Origin of the sequence: Cellulomonas sp. A375-1, from assembly GCF_001040865.1 — a bacterium.
Classification (GTDB): domain Bacteria; phylum Actinomycetota; class Actinomycetes; order Actinomycetales; family Cellulomonadaceae; genus Cellulomonas; species Cellulomonas gelida.
On record NZ_LFKW01000057.1, the window covers coordinates 1 to 19080 of the forward strand.

The following is a 19080-nucleotide window of genomic DNA, read 5'->3' on the forward strand; positions in this document are numbered from 1 at the left end:
GGTACCGACGGCCCGCGGTGCCGGTCGTCGTCGCGTCGTGGCGCGAGGTCGCGCACCTCGCGGTCGACCCCCGCGCGCTCGGCGAGCACGAGCCCGCGCCCGGGGGGCAGGGCGCGGCGCTGGAGAGGTTCGAGACGAGCAGCACGACGAGCTGGGTCTGGGCGCGCTCGACGCGTGAGGACCGCGCCGTGCTGGTCCCCGAGCACGTCGCGTACTGGCACGAGCGCGGCGTCGGCTCGCGGTTCGTCGCGGAGTCCTCGAACGGGTGCGCGGTGGGCGGCACGCGCGAGGAGGCCGTGCTGCACGGCCTGCTGGAGGTCGTCGAGCGCGACGCGTTCCTGCTCGCCTGGTACGCCAGGGCGCGGCTCGTCGAGGTGCAGCTCGCCGACGACGGCGACCTCGCCCCGCAACGGGAGCTGCTGGACGAGCTCGGGCTGCACCTGCGGGTGCTCGACCTGACCTCCGACTTCCGGGTCCCCGTCGCGCTCGCGGTCGTCACCGCGTCCGAGGCCGACGTGCGCGCCGGACGCGCGCCCGCGCTGTCGCTCGCCACGGGCGCGGCCGCGAACCCGCGCACCGCGATCCGGGAGGCGGTCGCGCGGTGCGTGACGAAGGCGGTGATGCACGCGACCTGGGTGCGCCGGCGCCAGTCGCTGCCCGCCGACCGGTGCCGCCCGCTGCTCGACGACTTCGACCTCGTGCACACGGTGCGGGACCGCGCCGGCCTGTACGGGCTGTGGGAGTCGCGCCACCTGTGGCAGTTCCTCGCGCACCCCGTCGGCCTGGTCACCGAGGCCGCGCTGTGCGCACGTCCGCGCCTGCCGACCGGCGACGTCGCGCTCGCGCTGCGGCTCCTGCTCGAGCGCACCCACGCGCTCGGGATGGACGCCGTGGTCGTCGACCAGAGCGCACCCGAGCTCGTCGACGCGCTGGGCGTGCACGCGGTCAAGGTGCTCGTGCCCGGCACCGTCCCGCTGACGTTCGGTCACCGGCAACGGCGCACGGTGGGCATCCCGCGCCTCGCGCGCGGCGCATCGATCCTGGAAGGAGCCCTGCCGTGGGACGACGACCCCCGCCCCAACCCCGTGCCGCACCCGTTCCCGTGAGGGGACCGGGCGCGGCCGACCAGCTCGTGCGCTCGCTCGTCGCAGGGGGGCGAGCGAGCGCATGGACCTTCCGCACCGCCACGGGACGCGCCGGCGGCCCAGGGCGCGGGCGCGGATGACGACGACGATCGTCCCCGCGACCGTGACCCCGGACGACGACCGCGCGCGGGCGGCCGGTGCGCTCTACCGTGCGCTGCACGCCGCACCGGAGCTGTCGGGGCGCGAGCGCGAGACGGCGGCGATGTGCGCGGCCGAGCTGCGTGCCGCGGGGGCGCACGTGCTCGAGCGGGTCGGCGGCCACGGCGTCGTGGGGGTGCTGCGCAACGGCGACGGCCCGGTCGTCGCGCTGCGGGCCGAGCTCGACGCGCTCGCCGTCGCCGAGGCGACCGGCCTGCCGTACGCGTCGAACCGGCGCACCACGCTCGGCGGGCGGCAGGTCGGCGTGTCGCACGCGTGCGGTCACGACGTCCACCTCGCGGCGGTGCTCACGGCCGTGCACCAGCTCGCCGAGTCGCGCCGTGCCTGGCAGGGCACGGTCGTCGCGGTCCTGCAGCCCGCCGCGGAGACCGGCCACGGCGCCGCGGCCATGCTCGCCGACGGCCTGGCCGACCGCGTGCCCGCGCCGGACGTGCTGCTCGCGCAGCACGTGAGCCCCGACCCGCTGGGCGCGGTGACGATCGGAGCGGCCGCGATGCTCTCGTCGTCGATCGCGCTCGAGGTGACGCTGCACGGCACGGGCGGTCACGTCGCGTTCCCGGGCGGCTCGGTCGACACGGTCGCGGTGCTGCTCGACGTGCTCGCGGCGGCCGGCGACCTCGCGGGCGAGGCGGGGGTCGAGCTCACGGTCAGCGCGGTGCACGGCGGTGCCTCGCACAACACCCTGCCGCACGTGGTGCACGCCGAGCTCGCGCTGCGTGGCGCCGACGCGCGCGTGCTCGACGTGATCGCCGACGAGGTCTGCGCGCTCGCGCGGCACGTCGCCGACCGCTCGGGGTGCCCGCGGCCCGCGGACGTCGAGCGCATCGCGTCGTTCGGTGACGTGCGCAACGACGCCGACGCGGCGCGGCGCGTGCACCGTGCGCTCGTCGGACGGCGGATGCCCACCTACCCGCTGACCGCTCCCTCGCCGGCGAGCGACGACGTGGGCGCGCTCGCGCACGGGCTGGGCTGCCCGCTCGTGTACTGGTTCCTGGGCTCGACCGACCCGCACGTGCTCGAGGCCGCGGCGGGGACGCGGTCGGCCTCGGGGATGCCCTCCTCCGCGCCTCCCACGAACCACGCCCCCGACTTCGCGCCGCACCCCGACACCGTGGTGCACGCCGCGCGGACGCTCCTGGTCGCCGCCGGGGCCTGGCTCACCTGACGTCGGACCGAGGCGTCGCGCGGACCGCGGACGCACCCGGCACGCCCCGCCCGGCGGCGGCTAGCGTGTGCGGGTGACGGTTCGGCGACGCGGGCGGCACGTAGCGGAACCCAGTGGCGCCAGGTACGCCATCGCGTTCCTCGACGTGGACGAGACCCTTCTGACGATCAACTCGATGAGCAGCTTTCTCGTCGCGCACCAGCGCGCCCGGGGGCGCACCCCGGAGCAGGTCTCCGCGCTCCTGCGTGAGCTGCACGCGCTCGACGTGGGCGGTGACCGGGACGCGGTGAGCCGCGCCTACTACGCGACATTCGCGGGCGAGCGCGCCGACGAGCTGGCCGAGCTCGGCGAGCGCTGGTTCGCGGACCTGTCCCTCGACGTGTTCCATGCCGGAGTCGCCGACGAGGTCACCGCCCTGCGCGACGCCGGCACCTACGTCGTCCTGGTGTCCGGCGCGCCGCCCGCGACGGTCGCGCCCGTGGCCCGGGCCCTCGGCGCGGACGCGTGGTTCGCCACCGTGCAGGAGGACGTGGACGGTGTGCTGACCGGGGTCGCGACCGACGCCGTGATCGGTGCGCGCAAGGCGTTCGTCGTCGGGCAGGTGACGCGTGAGCGCGGCGTCGCGGCCGACGAGTGCGTCGCGTACGGCGATCACGCGAGCGACCTGCCGATGCTCGAGTCGGTCGGCGCGGGCGTCGTCGTCGGCGAGGACCCGGTGCTGACCGCCGCATCATCTCGGCACGGGTGGCGCACCATCCCGGCAGAGCCCTCCGTCCCGGCACAGTCCTCCCTCCCGGCACAGTCCTCCGTCCTGGCACAGTCCTCCGTCCCGGCACAGTCCTCCGTCCTGGGTGGGCCCGTCGACCGGTAGCCGTCCGGACCCGCCACAGTCGGTCAGTCGGCGAGGGTCGTGTCGGTGGTGAGCTCGACGGTCGCCCAGACGTCGAGCGGCAGCGCCCCGAGTCGGGTCAGGAGCGCGCGGCGGACGGCGTCCTCGTCGTCGACCTCCCAGCGGTGCTCCGGGACGAGGAACGTGACCTCGACGTACATGCGGCGGCCCAGCTTCGTCGCGCGGACGGCGGGCTCGGGCAGGTCGAACTCGGTCCTCGTGCGTGCGACGGCGTCGTCGAGCGCGGTGGCCAGGGCTCCGCTCGGAGCGCCCTCCAGGAGCTCGTGCATGCCGTCGCGCACGAGGCGGACCGGCAGGTGGACGACGAGCGCCACGGCCACGAGCACGAGCGCGGGGTCGACGTAGACGGCGACGTCGTTCTGACCGGCGCTGCGCAGCACCGCAGCGACGACGCCACCGACGGCGACGACGAGGCTCAGCACCGCGCCCGAGCGCCACGCGACGACCTCCGCGCCAGCGAGCTCGGAGCCCGGTGCGGTGCGTGCGACCACGGTCGCGACGAGCCACGACGCGCCGGCGGAGGCGACGCCGTACACGATCAGGACCGTCGCGGACACGGGCGAGCCGCCGGCGACGATCGTCGCGATCGCGCTGACCACGCCGTACAGCAGCGCCCCCAGCAGGGCCGCACCCTGCACCGCGACGGCGAGCGGCGTGGCGGCCGAGCGCCCGAACGGGAAGCGCGGCGACGGCGGCGCGGAGGCGGCGCGTGACGCGAGCAGCGAGACGGCCACGAGGGCGATCCCCGCGAGCATGTAGATCCCGTCGAACACGAGCACGTCCGCCTGCGCGAGCACGCCCCAGGCCGCCGCCGCGAGGCCGATGAGGCCGGACGCGACGATCGAGACCACGAGCGCACGGGTCTCACGCCGCGCCTCGTCGGACGGGTCGCGCACGCCGCCCCCGCTCACGGCCAACCCCCGCTCACGGCCCACCGACCTTCACGGCCCACCCACCGTCACGGTGACCACAAGACCGGGATCAGCGCGATCGCCAGCGCGAACCACGCGACGGTCACGGCGATCCCGAGCTTCCAGTAGTCGCCGAACCGGTACCCACCCGGGCCCATGACGATCATGTTCGCGGGCGTCGCGATGGGCGTCAGGAACGAGGCGGCGCCGGCGACGGCGACGAGCATGAGCACGGGTGCAGGCGCGACGCCGGCGTCCGCCGCGGCGGACAGGGCGATCGGCGTGACGACCAGGACCGTCGCGGTGTTGCTGACCACCTGCCCGAGGACGAGGGTCAGCGCGAACAGCGCGGCGAGCAGCAGGTGCGGTCCGCCCCCCGCCACCAGGTCCACGAGGCGACCCGCGATCAGGTCGGCCGCGCCACTCGAGGAGATCGCGGCCGACAGCGGGATGAGTCCGCCGATCAGGACGAGCGCCTGCCACGAGACGGACCGGTACGCCTGCTGCGGCGTCACGACGCCGAGCAGCACCATCCCCACCGCGCCGACGAGCCCCGCGATCGCCGGGATCGTGACGCCTGAGGCGAGCAGCGCCACCGTCACGACCATGATCGTCAGCGCGCGCCACGCGGCGGGACCGAGCGGGGCGTTCTGGCGCCGGACCGCAGCAGGGTCGTTCACGACGAGCACGTCGTCGTCCCGCTCGAGCTGTTCGACCTGCGGCCACGGGCCGTGCAGCAGGAGCAGGTCGCCCTCGGCGGCGATCGTGGTCTGGGGACCGCGGTCCTTGCCCAGCCGGCGGACCGCGAGCACCGTGAGCCCCGAGCGGACCTGGCCCGGGAAGACCCGCTGCCCGATCAGGTCCGAGCGCGGCGCGACGACCACCTCAGCGATGCCGGCCTCGCGGCTCAGCAACGCCTCGCGGGTCTCGTGCGTCAGCGGGGTGGCGACGACCTCGACGTCCGAGCCCGAGACCAGACGCGCCACCTGGGACGACGTGCCGCTGACGACCACGACGTCGTCCGCGCGCACGTCTTCGCCGACATGGCCCGGGACACCGTCGGCGTGCTGCACGCCCACGACGAGCACACCCTCGGGGACCGGCACCTCGTCGGGCGCGGCGCCGACCAGCGGCGAGGTCGCACGGACCCGTACGCGCGTGAAACCCTCGTCGAGCCGGTAGTGCTCGAGCATCGCGGTGACGTGGTCCGAAAGGTCCGCGGGCAGCTCGTGGGCGTCACGGTGCGGCAGCAGAAGCGGGCCGAGCAGCAGGACCACGCCGATCGTCACGAGCACGAGCGGCACGCCCACGAGCCCGAACTCGAAGAATCCGAACCCCTGCCCTGTCGCGTCCGCGAGCGCGTCGGAGACGATGACGTTCACGGGGCTGCCCGAGAGCATGAGCAGACCGCCCGCGCTCGCGGCGAACGCGAGGGGCATGAGCAGCGAGGACGGGGACCGGTCGGAGCGCCGCGCGGCGAGCACCGCGACCGGCAGCAGTGCGGCCGCCGACCCGTTCGGCGTCACGAATGCGGTCAGCACCGCCGCCAGAGCCATCACGGCGATCGTCAGGCGACCGCGTCCCGTGCCCGCGCGCGCGACGATCGCACGCCCCGCCCACGCGGTGACGCCCGACGACTCGAGCCCGCCGGCCAGGATGAACAGGCACGCGATGAAGATGATGATCGGGTCGCCGAACCCCGCGACGACCGTGCCCGCGTCGACCAGCCCGGTGACGAGCAGCGCCAGCGAGCACAGCACCGCGACCGCGCCCACGGACAGCCGGTTCCAGACGAAGAGCGCGACCGTCGCACCCAGCACGATCAGGCTCAGCGTCGCATCGTCCACGTCGTCCTCCGGGGGCCGCGCGGACCGGCGCTCGACCGGCCCACGGACGCAGTCTGCCGCGTCGCGGGCGCGCAGGTCGGACAATGCGGGTGAACACGCTTCTGTCCGACATGGTGTGACATGCGCCAGGCCGCTACCTTCCGACTATGAGCAGCCAGCCGCTGGGTGACGACGCCATCGCGGCTGCGGCCGCGCACCTGCTTCCGCGTGCGGTGGACGACGTGGTGCGCCTGTCGCGCATCGAGTCCGTCGCCGCGCCCGGCTCGCCGCCGGGGCCGCTGCTGGAGGCGCACGACGAGGTCGTCGCGCTCCTGCGGCGGGCGGGAGTCACGCAGATCGACCAGATCATGCTCGACGGCATGACGGCGCCGACGATCGTGGCCGACGTCGCCGGGCCGCCAGGCGCCCCGACCGTGCTGATGTACACGCACTACGACGTGGTCCCCGCGGGCGACGACGCGCTGTGGACCAGCCCGCCCTACGAGCCGGTGGTCACCGAGGACCGTGTCGTCGGTCGCGGCGTCGCGGACTCCAAGGCGAACATCGCCGCGATGATCGGCGCGCTCGAGGTGTACGGCGCGCAGCCGCCGGTGAACCTGCGCTTCGTGCTCGAGGGTCACGAGGAGTTCGGCAGCGTCTTCGAGGAGCACCCGCCGGCCTCGCCCGAGACGTACGCCGCGGACGCGATCGTCATCGCCGACGTCGGCAACGTCCGGCCCGGCCAGCCCACGCTCACGATCGGCCTGCGCGGGTCGGTGACCGTCACCGTCGAGGCGCGGACCCTCGGCTCGGACAAGCACTCCGGCCAGTTCGGCGGCGCGGCACCCGACGCGCGCACGGCGCTCGTCCGGGCGCTCGCGGCGCTGCACGACGACCGCGGCGACCTGGTCGTCCCCGGGCTGCGCCGCGAGCCGTGGACCGGTTCGACGTACACCGACGACGAGTTCCGCGAGCTCGGCGAGGTCCTCGACGGCGTCCCGCTCGTCGGCACCGGCGACCTGGGCTCACGCATCTGGTCCGGGCCGGCCGTGACGATCATCGGCTTCGACGCCCCGCCCACCACGTCGCCGCTCAACGCGGTCGCGTCGTCGGCCAAGGCCGTGCTCAACCTGCGCGTGCACCCCGCCCAGCCGGCCAAGGAGGCCGGGGAGGCGCTCGCGACCTTCCTGCGCGGGATCAAGCCGTTCGGCATCGAGCTCGACGTGCAGGTGGGCGAGGCCGGCAACGGGATCCTCGCGGAGACCGGCGGCCCCGCGTTCCGCGCGGCCGAGCAGGCGCTGCGCCTCGCGTGGGGTGCCGAGCCCGGGACCATGGCGCTCGGCGGCTCGATCCCGATCGTCATGTCCTTCCACGAGGCCCAGCCCGCCGCCGAGAAGATCCTGTTCGGCGCGAGCGACGGGTACTGCAACATGCACGGCCCCAACGAACGGCTGCTCATCGACGAGCTGCAGCGCACGATCGTCGCGATGGCGACGTTCTGGCGCGAGCTCGCGGCGACGAAGGAGAGCTGAGCATGAGCGCGACGACCGCCGAGAAGCCGTCCGGGGTCGCCCCGAAGAAGAAGCGCAGGCTCAAGTTCCCCACGGCGATCACCACGCTCGCGATCGTCACCGTCCTGGTGTGGGTCGCGGCGATCTTCATCCCGTCCGGCCAGTACCAGACCGACGAGACCGGAGCGCCGATCCCCGGCTCGTTCGAGGAGGTCCCCTCGCCGCTCGAAGGCTGGGACCGCATCCGCGAGCTCATCCTGTCGCCCGTCAACGGCCTGTACGGCATCCAGGACGGGACCACCGGTTTCGTCAACACCGAGAACGTCGGCCGGATGTTCGGCTCGATCGGTGTCGTCATGTTCATCATGGCGCTCGGCGCGTTCATCTCCGTGAGCTTCTCGACCCGCAGCCTCGAGGTCGCCGTCTCCTCGATGGCGCAGCGCCTCGGCTCGCGCGGGTGGCTGCTGATCGCCGCGATCATGGTGCTGTTCTCGCTGCTCGGCTCGACGATGGGCTTCTCGGTCGAGACGTTCGGCTTCTACCCGCTGCTCATCCCCTTGTTCCTCGCGCTCGGCTACGACCGCATGGTCGCCGCCGCCGCGATCATCCTCGGCGCGCTCACCGGGTCGATGGCCTCGACCGTCAACCCGTTCTCGATCGGTGTCGCGTCCGGCGAGGCCGGTGTGTCGATCGGCGACGGGATCGTGCTGCGCGTCGTCCTGTGGGTGCTGCTCACCGCGATCGCCGTGGCGTTCGTGCTGCGCTACGCGGCGAAGGTGCGCCGGGACCCGTCCGCGTCGATCGTCGGGTTCGCCGAGGTGGTGTCCGACGAGGAGGCCGACGCCTCGCCCGTCGCACCCGGCACCAAGCTCGACCGCACGCAGACCTGGGTGCTCGTCATCACCGGTCTGACGTTCGCGCTGATGATCTTCTCCGTCATCCCCTGGTCGAGCATCTTCGGTGCCACCGCGGGCCCCGCCGAGGACGAGCTCGTCCACCAGACGACCACCGAGCCCTACTGGTTCGAGCTCGGTTGGTGGTTCCCGCAGCTCACCATGCTGTTCGTCCTGGCCGCCGTGCTCGTCGGCGTCGTCGCACGGATGGGCGAGGCCAAGATCGTCTCGCTCATCGGCCGCGGCGCAGCCGACATGATCGGCCCGGCGATCGTCATCCTCCTGGCGCGCGGCGTCTCGGTGATCATGACGAACACCGAGACGCTCGACACCGTGCTGCACGCGATGGAACGCGCCGTCGAGGGCGCGTCCGCCGCGGGGTTCGCGATCCTCGTGACGCTCGTCAACATCCCGCTCGCGTTCCTGATCCCGTCCTCGTCGGGTCACGCGACCCTGGCGATGCCGCTGCTCGCCCCGCTCGGCGACTTCGCCGGCGTCTCGCGCGCCCTCGTCATCACGGCCTTCCAGATGGGCCACGGGTGGATGCTGCTGTTCGCGCCCACGAACGCCGTCGTCGTCGGTGGTCTGGCGATCGCCAAGGTCGGCTATGACAAGTACCTCAAGTTCATCTGGCCGCTCCTGGTGGTCAACCTCGTGCTGGTCGTCGCGGTCATCGGCATCGCCGCAGCCACGGGCTGACGCGCCTCCCGGGTGGGTCATCGTCGCGCTCGTTCGGCGGTTCAGCAGCCGGGGGTTCTCCCCGAGCGCACGACCTCACCTCCTCGCGTCCGGAAGGTGTACGTCACGGTGGCGACCGAGCCCGTGACCGACGGAGCGCGAGCGCTGCCCCGCGAGGACTGAGGCGGTGGAGGCGCGGGCGGGTGGCGGACGATCGAGAGGTCGCGCTCGTGCACCACGTGGTGGTGGTACGAGCACAGCGTGATCCCGTTCTCGACCGACGTCACGCCGCGGTCGCGGTCCCACCAGCGGATGTGGTGGATCTCGCACCACCGGGCAGGACTGCCGCAGCCCGACCAGCCGCACCCGCCGTCGCGCGCGACGACTGCTCGCCGCAGGTGGCCGGAGTACAGCCGCTGCGTCCTGCCGACGTCGACGGGTCGGCTCTCGGCATCGACCACCACGCGCGTCAACGCGCAGTCGCACAGGATGCGGGCGACCTCGCTCACCGGGAGGGTCGTGCCGTCCTCGTCCGTCGCGGCCGGCATGCCTACGAGCGCCGCAGCGAGCTCCTCCGCGGGCGTGGTCGTGCGCCGGTCGACCGGGGCGGGCGCAGGAGTGGCGTCGTCGCGCGAGGCCTGCGCGAGCTCGTCGGCGGGCGTCGTCGCACGCCGCTCGTCCCGAGCGGGCCGAGGCGTGGCGCCCTCGCGCAGGGCGCGGGTGAGCGCGTGGAAGGTCTGCTCGCGGAGGACCACCGACACGTGCGGACGCGAGGCGGCCCCCGCCACGATCTCCGGCGCGGTGAGCGCGTGCTCGGCGAGCGCGACCAGAGCATCCGCGCGCCTCTGCTCCGTCGACCGCTCGTCGTCCTGAGCCGGGCGACCCGCCGCGACCTCGAGCGCGAGCCGCAGCCGGTGTCCGGCACGCGCATCGAGCATGCCCTGCACGCGCGTGCCCGAAGGCAGGTCGGTGACGAACAGGTGCCGTCGCTCGCGCTGCGCGGTGTGCTCGCGTTCGACCGACACCGGGTCGGTCTGCGCGACGAACCGGTCGACCGCCTTGGCGTACTCCCGTCCGTCGAGCTGACGACCCAGAGCGACGAGCTCGCGCTGGGTCGCGGCCTCGGCGAGTGCCGCCGCGACGGCGGGTGTCGCGCGGGCGGCCACGCGGGACAGCACCTCGACGTGCGTCGTCGACAGCTCCCGGGCCAGCAGCGCGTCCTCGAGCGCCGGCATGGACGTCAGGACGAGCGCCCCGCGCAGCTCAGCCCCCGCGGCTCCTGCCCCGGCCCTCGTGCTCCGGCCGCGCCACGCAGCGAGATCGCGGTCGCCGTGCCCCTGCCACGTCCCCGCAGCCTGCTCGGCGTGCAGCAGGTGCGCCTTGGCCGCGGTGAGCGCCGCGACAGCCTCGTCGATCCGGGCGAGCACGGCATGCCTGTCCGGGCGCTCCCACGACGTGGCCCCCCGCGAGAGCTCCGCCAGCGCACGCGCCACCGCGCCGAGGCGGGCGGCCTCGTCGGCGGCGGCGACGCCCGTGCTCGGAGCGATCGCGACGTTCGAATGCATGTTCGAATCGTACCGACATGCCCCGACATGCCCGATCCGTCATCCACAGGCGCCTGACCCCAGCGAGCCGGCCACCGGACGCGTCAGGGTCGACGTCCGGTGGCCGGCGCGCTCGTCAGGAGCGGACCGCGCAGGTGACTCCGTTGAGCGTGAAGCTGGTGGGCCGAGGGTTCGCGCCGGTGAACGCACCGTTGAACCCGATGTCCACCGAGCCGCCCGCCTGGATCGCGCCGTTCCACGGGGCGTTGGTGACGGTGACCGCCTGGCCGCTCTGCGTGTACTCGCCCGACCAGCCGCTGGTCACCTGCTGGTTGCCGGGGAACGAGAACGTCAGCGTCCAGGAGCTCAGCGCGCTCGCCCGGGTGTTCGTGAGCTTGACGGACGCCGTGAACCCGGTCGGCCAGTCGTTCGTCGTGTAGGTCACGGCGCACCCGCCGGCGGGCGGTGCCGACGGCGACGCGGTCGGTGTCGGCGTGGGCGTCGGCGTAGGCGTCACCGTGGGCGTGGGCGTGGGCGTGGGCGTGGGCGTGGGCGTGGGCGTGGGCGTCGGCGTCACAGTCGGTGTCGGGGTGGGCGTCGGTGTCGGTGGGGCGGTGGGCGAGACGCCCGTGCTCCCGACGACGATGCCGCGCCCGTTCGTGCCGATGTACACCCGCCCGAACACGTCCGGGTCACCCGTGATCGCGGACCCGGTCCACGCGTACTGGTGCTCGTCGTCGTTGATCCGCGTCCACGTCGACCCGCCGTCGATCGACCGGAAGAAGCCGCGCACGCCGTCGTACTGGGAGGTCGTGTAGATCGCCGGGTAGGAAGCCCCCGGCGCCGCCTTGCCGAACCCGACCGCGCCGCCGTCGGTGAAGCCCGCGACCTTGGTGAAGGTCGTGCCGTAGTCCGACGAGCGCCACAGACCGTTCTCGGCAGCGAGCCACACGTGCCCGGCCTTGCCCGGGACCGCGCCGAACCGCACGTTGCCGGTGGTCGCGAACCCGGTCGCGGCGGACTGCGTGAACGTCGCGCCCGAGTCGCGCGAGGCGTAGAACCTGCCCGCCGAGAACGCGTAGAACGCCTTGGCGTCCTCGCGGTCGGACTCGACCCGCGCCTGCGCCGGCACGCCGGTCGCGGCGGTCCAGCTCGACCCGAGCGTCGTCGACCTGTGCACGCCTGCGCCCTCGGGCGACCACACGATCGTCGTGCCGTCGGCGGACATCGCGACCGTCCCGGAGCTCGTGACGCCCGCGGGCTCCTGCCCGGCCCACCACGACGAGCCCGACGAGGTCGAGACGCCGATGTGCGACTCCACGGTGCCCGAGACCGCGTAGCCGACCCGGACCATCGTCGCCGGGTTCTTCTCCGCGAAGTCCACCGACGACCCGCTGCCGTGGAACGGCTGCGTGAACTGCTTGGCGGGCACCTTGGTGATGTCCGTGTGCACGAAGCCGCCGAGGTCACCGAGCCCGGACACGAGCTCGACCGCGCCGGGCGGGGCCGCGAGGTCGAGGACCGAGGTCTCCTCGATGCCCTGCGCCTTGACGCTGATCCGCACCGTGCCGCCGGTGTCCCACGCGGTGAGGTTGTCGGTGCCGTAGATGGTGGCGCCCGTGCCGTAGAGCATGCGGTTCGAGTCGAACGGGTCGATCTCGAGCGACTCGGTCATCCAGCCGAGCTTGACGGCCGGCTCCGGGGGCTGCGGGTTCGTCGCGCCGAAGCCCAGCCACGGCGCGGCGGAGATGTCCTGCGAGTAGCGCAGCGAACGGTCCGGGTAGCCCGCCCAGTCCCAGATCCGCGTCCACGTCGCGCCGCGGTCGGTGGACCGGAAGATGATGACGTCCGGCCACCAGGAGACCTGCGTCGCGACCATGATCGTGTCGGGGTCCTGGCGGTCGATCGTGAGGCCCGAGTAGCCGTAGTACAAGTCGGAGTTCGACGACGGTACAGGTGAGATCTGCGTCCACGCGCCGCTCGTCGTGTCGAGGCGCCACACGTCGCCCTTGGCGCCGTCGTACGGGCCGCCGGTGTCGCTCGTCGCGATGTACAGCTGCTTGCCGACCTTGTCGAACACGCCCTTGTGCGGGAGGTAGCCGGTCGGCTGACCGGCGACGCGCGACCACGTCGTCCCGCCGTCCGTCGAGCGGTAGACGCCGTTCTGCTTGTCCGCGACGCCGACGTAGATCGTCTGGCTCCGGCTTCCGGCCGAGCCGCTCGTCGGGTCGAACGTGACCCACACCACACCCTGGTTCGACGTCAGGTAGGAGTTGCTCGACGTCGGGTCCTGCACGTAGTTGCCGGCGTTCGGGAAGCTCGTGACCTTGGCCCACGTGACACCCGAGTCCGTCGAGCGCCACAGGCCGTTGCCGCTCTCGGTGCCGAAGTACAGGACGCGGCTGTCGTTCGGGTCGATCTGCAGGCGCTCGCCCATGCCACGGCCCGGCATGTTGCCGCCGACCTTGAACGGCAGCTCGGTCTGCTGCCACGTCTCGCCGCGATCGCTCGATCGCAGGATCGCGCCGTTCTTGGGGTCCCAGTCGTTCGTGTAGGTGCCGACCGCCGCGTAGACGCGGTCCGGGTTGCGCGCGTCGGTGGCCAGCGACAGCACGCCGGTGCGGGACCAGTCGTCCCAGCCGATGTGGTCGAGCAGCGGGATCCAGCGCTTCGTCGTCTTGTCGAGGCGGTACGCGCCGCCGATGTCCGTCCGGGCGTAGACGAGGTCCTTCTCGCCCTGGTTGAAGACGATCCCGGGGACGAACCCGCCGCCGACGATCTCGACGTTGCTCCAGGTGTAGCCGGCCGCGTCGGGCGCGTCCGCGGCGCCCGCGGGACCGGCGGTCGCGGCGACCACCGCGACACCCGTCCCGACGAGCGCAGTCGCGAGGACGCACGCCGCCGCGCGCCGGGTGATCGATGCCGCTGGCAGGGACAGGGCGCGCATCCGCTCACTCCTTCGTGGCGTGCTGACCTGCCGAGAGGCCCCCGGCAGGACGCCGTCGACCCGTCAGGCGGCGCGGCACCGGCGACGCTAATCGAAGCGCTTCGACCGGCCACACCCCGCAAAACGATTACGCCACCCGCCCCACCCCACCCAGGTCCCCCACCCGACCCAGCGCCTGCTCAGGCCGGGGCGTGGGTTGGCCGGAGCGATCACTGGCTCGTCGCGGTGGTGGGTGGTGACCCAGGGGTTGCTCCGGCTGGGGCGTGGGTTGGCCGGAGCGATCACTGGCTCGTCGCGCCACTCGCGCCGAGCCTGTGTCTGCTCAGGCCTGCGCACCGGTTGGCCGGAGTGGGCGCTGGGTCGTTGCGGTGGTGGGTGGTGACCCAGGGGTTGCTCCGGCTGGGGCGCGGGTTGGCCGGAGCGATCACTGGGTCGGGGGGGGGGGGGGGGTCAGTTGAGGCGGAGGTCTGGGGGGGAGTGGGCGAGCATCGCGAGGTCGCCGCCCTGGCGGTGCAGCACGCGGCTCCACAGGGTCTCGGGGTCCGCGGTGAAGACGTCGGCGGGCTCCAACGGCACGACGAACCACGCACCCTCGCCGATCTCCTCCTCGAGCTGCCCGCCGCCCCAGCCCGAGTGCCCCGCGAAGATCCGCAGGCCCGTGAACCGCCCGACGACCGTCGACGGGTCCGCGTCCAGGTCCACGAGCCCGAACAGCCCCGTGAACCGGTCGACAAGGTGGTCGTCCGGCGGCTGCGCGGTGCCGTCGCCGCGCGCGCCGCCGGGCGGGAGGGCGCCGGCGAGCGGGCTGGACGAGAGATCTCCCGGCAACGGGTCCGACGAGCGGTCTCCCGGCAACGGGTCCGACGAGCCGTCTCCCGGCCACGCGTCGGACGAGCGGTCCTCTGCGGGCGCGGTGGGTGACGCGGTCGGGGGGACCTCGCTCGCGGGCGGGGTGGGTGCGGGGGCGGTCGCCGAGGGCGGGGGTCGGCGGGCAGGGTCGGCGGCGGGGACCGCGACACCGAGCGCGCCGTCCAGACCCACGGGTCCGCCCTGGAACAGGCCGTCAGGGTGACTGACCACGTCCTGCCACCCGGGGAGCACGGCGTCCACCTCGACGGGCAGCGGGCGGTTGAGCACCACGCCGAACGCGCCCTCGTCGTTGTGGTCGAGCAGCAGGACGACCGTGCGGTGGAAGTTGGGGTCGACGAGGTGCGGCGAGGCCACGAGCAACCGTCCGCTGAGGGTCATGCCTCCATCATCAGCGGTCGGACGGCCGTCGCCACCCGACAAAGGGCGCGCCGGCGCCGGGCGTTCCGGCACGTCCCGACAGCGGCAGGCCTAGACCTGCAGCCCGATCAGCCACACCGCGCCGAGCGTGAGCCCCGCGAGGGTGACCAGCCCGAGCACCAGCACCCACAGCGCGCCCGGGGTGTGCGTCAGGCCGCCGAGCAGGCCCGCATCGGAGGTGTCGCGGCCGCCGCGTCGCCGCGAGTCTCGTCGTGCCGACTGCATCTCGAGCACCGCGCGCGGGGCGCCCAGCAGGAAGAACCAGGTGACGACGTACGCGAACACGGCCTGCACGTCGGGCGAGCCCCACCCCGTCACGACGACGAGCGCGGCGAGACTCACCAGGACGGCCCACAGCCCGTACCAGTTGCGGATCGCGACGAGCACGAGGACGACGAGCACGAGCAACGCCCACAGCAGCGCCAGGTGGTACCCGCGCGACAGCAGCCACGCGGCGCCGACGCCCACGACCGTCGGCGCGGGGTATCCCGCGAACGCGGTCGCGATCATGCCGGGCCCGCGGGGCTTGCCGCGCGAGAGCGTCAGGCCGGACGTGTCGGAGTGCACCCTGATCCCGGACACCTGGCGCCCGACGAGCAGCGCGACGCCCGCGTGCCCGGCCTCGTGCACGATCGTCAGCGCGTGCCGCGCGACCCGCCACGCCACAGGCACGGTCAGCGCGACGAGCACCGCGACGGCCGTGGCGACCACCACCCACGTCTGCGGCACCGGGCTCGCCGTCGTCACGTCCGCCCAGGTCTCGCGCAGCCAGTCCACGGGCGTGAGCGTACGGGGAACATCGGCAGCCACGGCCCGGTTGCTCCCCACATGCGTGCCATCGCCTACAGCAAGTACGGCCACAGCGACGTCCTGGAGCTCGTGGACCTCCCCGTCCCGAAGGTCGGTCCCGACTCGGTGCTCGTCGCGGTCCGGGCCGCGTCGGTCAACCCCGTCGACTGGAAGGTCCGCGAGGGCTACCTCGACGGGCTCATGGACACGACCTTCCCCGTGGTCCCGGGATGGGATGTCGCGGGGGTCGTCGAGCGCGTGGGGCTCGACACCCCGGAGCTGAGCGTCGGCGACGAGGTCTACGGCTACGTCCGCAAGGACTGGATGCACGGGGGGACGTTCGCGCAGTACGTCGCGGCTCCGGTGCGCACGCTCGCGCGCAAGCCCGCGACGCTGTCGTTCGAGGAGGCCGCTGCGGTCCCGCTCGCGGGGCTCACGGCGTTCCAGACGATCGAGCGCGCCGGTGTGCGCGAGGGCCAGACCGTGCTCGTGCACGCGGCGGCCGGCGGCGTCGGTCAGTTCGCGGTGCAGATCGCCGCGGCGCGCGGTGCCCGGGTGATCGGCACGGCGTCTGCGCGGAACCACGAGCACCTGAGCGCGCTCGGTGCGCAGCCGGTCGCGTACGGCGCCGGGCTGGTCGACGACGTGCGTGCGCTCGCGCCGGACGGGGTCGACGTGGTCCTGGACTACGGCACCGACGACCTCGTCGGGACCACGAGGGCGCTGCTGCGGCCCGGGGGGAGCGTCGCGTCGATCGTCGACGCGAAGGCGCGCGACGAGCTCGGCGGGCACTACGTGTGGGTGCGGCCGAGCACGCCGGACCTCGAGGCGCTCGCGGCCCTGATCGACGCCGGCCAGGTGCGCGTCGACGTGGCAGAGGTGTTCGACCTCGCCGACGCCGCCGCGGCGCACGAGGCGAGCCAGTCGCTGCACGTGCGCGGCAAGGTCGTCGTCCGGGTCTGACGCGCCGGGTGCGGGTGGCCGCGCGGGGTGGTCGGCGGGGCTGGCGCAGGACGTGCTCGGCCGTCGCGCTCGGGGGCGGCTAGCGTGACCGTCCATGGCGATCCGCTGGACGACCGCGATGCTCGACCTGCCGCCCGCCGACCTGGACGCGACGCTCGCGTTCTGGCTGGGCGTGACGGGCACGAGCCTGTCGCCGTGGCGGGGTGACGACGACGAGTTCGCGACGCTCGTCGCCCCGGACGGTGACGACTTCCTGCGCGTGCAGCGGTTCGCCGACGGGCCGCGCGTGCACCTGGACCTGCACGTGGGCGACGACGAGGCGGTGCGCGCCGAGCTCGTGCGCGCGCTGGCGCTGGGGGCGGGCCTCGAGCACGACGCGCGCACGCACGTGGTGCTGTCCTCGCCCGGCGGCTACGTCTTCTGCCTGGTCAGGGACGCGGGGCACGCGCGCCGGCCGGGGGCGGTGCGGGTGCAGACCCCGGCCCGGTCCGCCGAGCCCCGCGCGGTCGCGACGGCGCTCGTCGACCAGCTCTGCCTCGACGTCCCGCGCGCGAGCTTCGCGGCGGAGGTCGAGTTCTGGTCCGCCCTCACGCGGTGGCCCGCGCACACCGGCAGCCGCGACGAGTTCGTCGTGCTCGACCGCCCCGACGGCATGCCGCTGCGCCTCATGGTGCAGCGCCTGGGCGACGACGACCCGCGCCGCGAGGTCACCGCGCACCTCGACCTCGCGACGACGCACCGTGCCGCGCTCGCACGCGTGCACGTCGCCGCGGGCGCGCGCGTGCTCGCGGACGGACCCCGCTGGACGACGCTCGCGGACCCGTCCGGCCACCCGTACTGCCTGACCGACCGCGACCCGACGACGGGCCGCCTCCCCGACTGACCGGGCACCCGCCCGACCGCATCGCGCTCGCTCGTCGGACCTCGGGCCGACCGACGAGCCGGCTCAGCCGACCAACGGCGTGCGCGCGGTCGCCGAGGCGAAGCCGAGCCAGGTGTGGCGGTTGCCCGCCCAGCACCACCCGACCTTGGGGGCGTCGCGCCGGTCCCGTCCGTCGCGCCCGGTGCCGTTCGAGATCCACAGCGCGGGCGTGCGCGCGTCCAGCCGGCCGTTCGCCTTGGTGAGGCGCGAGCCGATCGTCATGAAGCAGTGGTTGCGCTCGAGCACGTCGGGCGCCTGGAGCACCCAGTGGACGCCCTCGGCGAGCGTGAGCGGCGTGCGGCCGCGCGCCGTGAGGGCGGGCAGCGCCTCGTCGGGCGACCAGTTCGCGAGGTCGTCGCCGCGGTCGAGACCGGACACCACGTAGGCCCGCGCGAGGGGAGGCGCCGGGACGTCGAGGCCCGCGAGCGGCCCGAACTGCGCGACGTCGGTCATGTCCTCGACGACGAAACCCGCTCGCTCGCCGCGCCGCAGCAGCGGGGCGAGCGCCGCGACCGGCGCGAGCTCGGGCGGCACGACGAGCAGGCTGCCGGGTGCCGGGTCGGCCGTGCGGGCCAGGCCGCGCAGGTCGTCGGCGGCGAGGCCCGCGAGCTCCGCGACGCCGAGCGCGACGAGGCGCTCGGCCTGGTCGACGAGGGACGGCAGGGGCGGCACGGAGGACTCCGCGGTCGGCGACGACCAGCGGCTCGTCGCGTCGATGGGGATCGTCGTGGGCACGGTCATGGCGGTGGACCTCCGCAGGCTCGTCGGGAACGCGGCGCAAGAAGGTTCAACGCGCCGCGCGTCCGGTTCGTGCCCCGGCGCCGGGTGAAGCGGGCGGCCGGACGCCTGCTCAGACGCCCTGCACGTCGTCGAGCCACCCGGCCATCTCGACGGCGTCCCGCGGGGGCGTGCCGACGACCTCGCGGACCTGGATCGGCTGCGCCAGCGGGCGGCCATCGCGCCCGGGCACCGCCGAGACGAGCGCGGCGATCTCGAGCGCGCGCTCGACCGTCGCCGTCTCGACCACCTGGAACCCCGCGACCCACTCGCTGAACTCCGCGAACGGACCCTCGGTGACGCTCGTCGCGTCGCGGCCCGACGAGCGCACCACGTAGGAGACGTCCGGCCCGGACAGGATCTCCCCGCCGACGAGCTCGCCCGTCGCGGCGAGGTCGTCGTTGAGGCGCCGGTAGTAGGCCATGTGCGCGTCGACCTCGTCGGGCGTCCACTCCTCCATGGGCGTCGGGTCGGTCCCGGGCTGGAAGTCGACGATGAGCAGGTAGCGCGGCATGGGTGTCTCCCTCGGCTGGTGCTGGTGCTGTCCTCAGCGTGACGTGCGAGGGGCCGCATGTTCGACAGCTGCGGCGCGTCGCCGCTGCGCGCGCTACCGAGCGGGCAGGCGGGGGTCGTCCGGGGCGACGGGCTCGAGG

15 protein-coding genes are annotated in these 19080 nt (G+C 74.1%); 7 read left to right on the forward strand and 8 right to left on the reverse strand.

Going from position 1 to position 19080, the window contains the following annotated elements:
- The 3 genes from CWIS_RS06350 to CWIS_RS06360 all read left to right on the forward strand — a co-directional run.
- Window positions 1-1106: YcaO-like family protein (locus CWIS_RS06350; protein WP_048342425.1), on the forward strand; the 1106-nt coding region annotated here is incomplete at its 5' end.
- A gap of 115 nt (window positions 1107-1221) precedes the next feature.
- Window positions 1222-2469, forward strand: coding sequence for a M20/M25/M40 family metallo-hydrolase (locus CWIS_RS06355; RefSeq protein WP_048342426.1), 1248 nt, complete (start codon window positions 1222-1224; stop codon window positions 2467-2469).
- Window positions 2470-2542: 73 nt separating this feature from the next.
- The gene (locus CWIS_RS06360) at window positions 2543-3340 is read left to right on the forward strand and encodes an HAD family phosphatase (RefSeq protein ID WP_255352746.1); all 798 of its coding nucleotides are present in this window, start codon (window positions 2543-2545) and stop codon (window positions 3338-3340) included.
- 23 nt (window positions 3341-3363) lie between these two features.
- On the opposite strand, the gene CWIS_RS06365 is transcribed toward CWIS_RS06360, so the two are convergent.
- Together CWIS_RS06365 and CWIS_RS06370 are read right to left on the reverse strand one after the other, a co-directional pair.
- Window positions 3364-4290 carry a cation transporter gene (locus CWIS_RS06365; protein ID WP_053071585.1) on the reverse strand — a complete coding sequence of 309 codons (927 nt, stop codon included), beginning with the start codon at window positions 4288-4290 and terminating at the stop codon, window positions 3364-3366.
- A gap of 47 nt (window positions 4291-4337) precedes the next feature.
- Entirely contained in the window at window positions 4338-6137 is a 1800-nt protein-coding gene (locus CWIS_RS06370; RefSeq protein ID WP_048342458.1) for an SLC13 family permease, read from the reverse strand.
- A gap of 146 nt (window positions 6138-6283) precedes the next feature.
- On the opposite strand from CWIS_RS06370, the gene CWIS_RS06375 reads away from it, so the two are divergent.
- Both CWIS_RS06375 and CWIS_RS06380 read left to right on the forward strand, forming a co-directional pair.
- Entirely contained in the window at window positions 6284-7648 is a 1365-nt protein-coding gene (locus tag CWIS_RS06375) for a M20/M25/M40 family metallo-hydrolase (RefSeq protein ID WP_082156271.1), read from the forward strand.
- A gap of 2 nt (window positions 7649-7650) precedes the next feature.
- Window positions 7651-9219 carry a YfcC family protein gene (locus CWIS_RS06380; protein WP_048342427.1) on the forward strand — a complete coding sequence of 523 codons (1569 nt, stop codon included), beginning with the start codon at window positions 7651-7653 and terminating at the stop codon, window positions 9217-9219.
- Between the two features lie 41 nt (window positions 9220-9260).
- Here the strand turns inward: CWIS_RS06380 and CWIS_RS06385 are convergent, their stop codons facing one another.
- From CWIS_RS06385 to CWIS_RS06400, 4 genes are all read right to left on the reverse strand, one after another.
- Window positions 9261-10763 carry an HNH endonuclease signature motif containing protein gene (locus tag CWIS_RS06385; protein WP_048342428.1) on the reverse strand — a complete coding sequence of 501 codons (1503 nt, stop codon included), beginning with the start codon at window positions 10761-10763 and terminating at the stop codon, window positions 9261-9263.
- Between the two features lie 115 nt (window positions 10764-10878).
- Window positions 10879-13689 (reverse strand): cellulose-binding domain-containing protein, encoded by a 2811-nt coding sequence (locus tag CWIS_RS06390; protein ID WP_048342429.1) that lies wholly within the window; start codon window positions 13687-13689, stop codon window positions 10879-10881.
- 450 nt (window positions 13690-14139) lie between these two features.
- Complete coding sequence (locus CWIS_RS19295) at window positions 14140-14937, reverse strand: YqgE/AlgH family protein (protein ID WP_048342430.1); 798 nt, start codon at window positions 14935-14937, stop codon at window positions 14140-14142.
- 90 nt (window positions 14938-15027) lie between these two features.
- Window positions 15028-15753, reverse strand: coding sequence for a M50 family metallopeptidase (locus CWIS_RS06400; protein WP_048342431.1), 726 nt, complete (start codon window positions 15751-15753; stop codon window positions 15028-15030).
- Between the two features lie 51 nt (window positions 15754-15804).
- Between CWIS_RS06400 and CWIS_RS06405 the strand changes: the two genes are divergently transcribed.
- Both CWIS_RS06405 and CWIS_RS06410 read left to right on the forward strand, forming a co-directional pair.
- On the forward strand, window positions 15805-16728 hold the full coding sequence (locus CWIS_RS06405; RefSeq protein ID WP_048342432.1) for an NADP-dependent oxidoreductase: 924 nt from the start codon (window positions 15805-15807) through the stop codon (window positions 16726-16728).
- Between the two features lie 94 nt (window positions 16729-16822).
- A complete protein-coding gene (locus CWIS_RS06410) occupies window positions 16823-17611 on the forward strand; it encodes a VOC family protein (protein WP_048342433.1) in 789 nt (262 codons plus the stop codon).
- Window positions 17612-17674: 63 nt separating this feature from the next.
- Here the strand turns inward: CWIS_RS06410 and CWIS_RS06415 are convergent, their stop codons facing one another.
- The gene (locus tag CWIS_RS06415; protein ID WP_048342434.1) at window positions 17675-18391 is read right to left on the reverse strand and encodes a DUF5701 family protein; all 717 of its coding nucleotides are present in this window, start codon (window positions 18389-18391) and stop codon (window positions 17675-17677) included.
- Between the two features lie 109 nt (window positions 18392-18500).
- On the reverse strand, window positions 18501-18941 hold the full coding sequence (locus CWIS_RS06420; RefSeq protein WP_048342435.1) for a YciI family protein: 441 nt from the start codon (window positions 18939-18941) through the stop codon (window positions 18501-18503).
- Between the last annotated feature and the right edge of the window lie 139 nt (window positions 18942-19080).

What these genes read in the sequence shown, in the direction of transcription:
- CWIS_RS06355 (WP_048342426.1), top strand. Translation starts at nt 1,222, where the DNA reads ATGACGACGACGATCGTCCCCGCGACCGTGACCCCGGACGACGACCGC.
- CWIS_RS06375 (WP_082156271.1), top strand. Translation starts at nt 6,284, where the DNA reads ATGAGCAGCCAGCCGCTGGGTGACGACGCCATCGCGGCTGCGGCCGCG.
- CWIS_RS06380 (WP_048342427.1), top strand. Translation starts at nt 7,651, where the DNA reads ATGAGCGCGACGACCGCCGAGAAGCCGTCCGGGGTCGCCCCGAAGAAG.
- CWIS_RS06385 (WP_048342428.1), bottom strand. Translation starts at nt 10,763, where the DNA reads ATGCATTCGAACGTCGCGATCGCTCCGAGCACGGGCGTCGCCGCCGCC.
- CWIS_RS06390 (WP_048342429.1), bottom strand. Translation starts at nt 13,689, where the DNA reads ATGCGCGCCCTGTCCCTGCCAGCGGCATCGATCACCCGGCGCGCGGCG.
- CWIS_RS19295 (WP_048342430.1), bottom strand. Translation starts at nt 14,937, where the DNA reads ATGACCCTCAGCGGACGGTTGCTCGTGGCCTCGCCGCACCTCGTCGAC.
- CWIS_RS06405 (WP_048342432.1), top strand. Translation starts at nt 15,805, where the DNA reads ATGCGTGCCATCGCCTACAGCAAGTACGGCCACAGCGACGTCCTGGAG.
- CWIS_RS06410 (WP_048342433.1), top strand. Translation starts at nt 16,823, where the DNA reads ATGGCGATCCGCTGGACGACCGCGATGCTCGACCTGCCGCCCGCCGAC.
- CWIS_RS06415 (WP_048342434.1), bottom strand. Translation starts at nt 18,391, where the DNA reads ATGACCGTGCCCACGACGATCCCCATCGACGCGACGAGCCGCTGGTCG.
- CWIS_RS06420 (WP_048342435.1), bottom strand. Translation starts at nt 18,941, where the DNA reads ATGCCGCGCTACCTGCTCATCGTCGACTTCCAGCCCGGGACCGACCCG.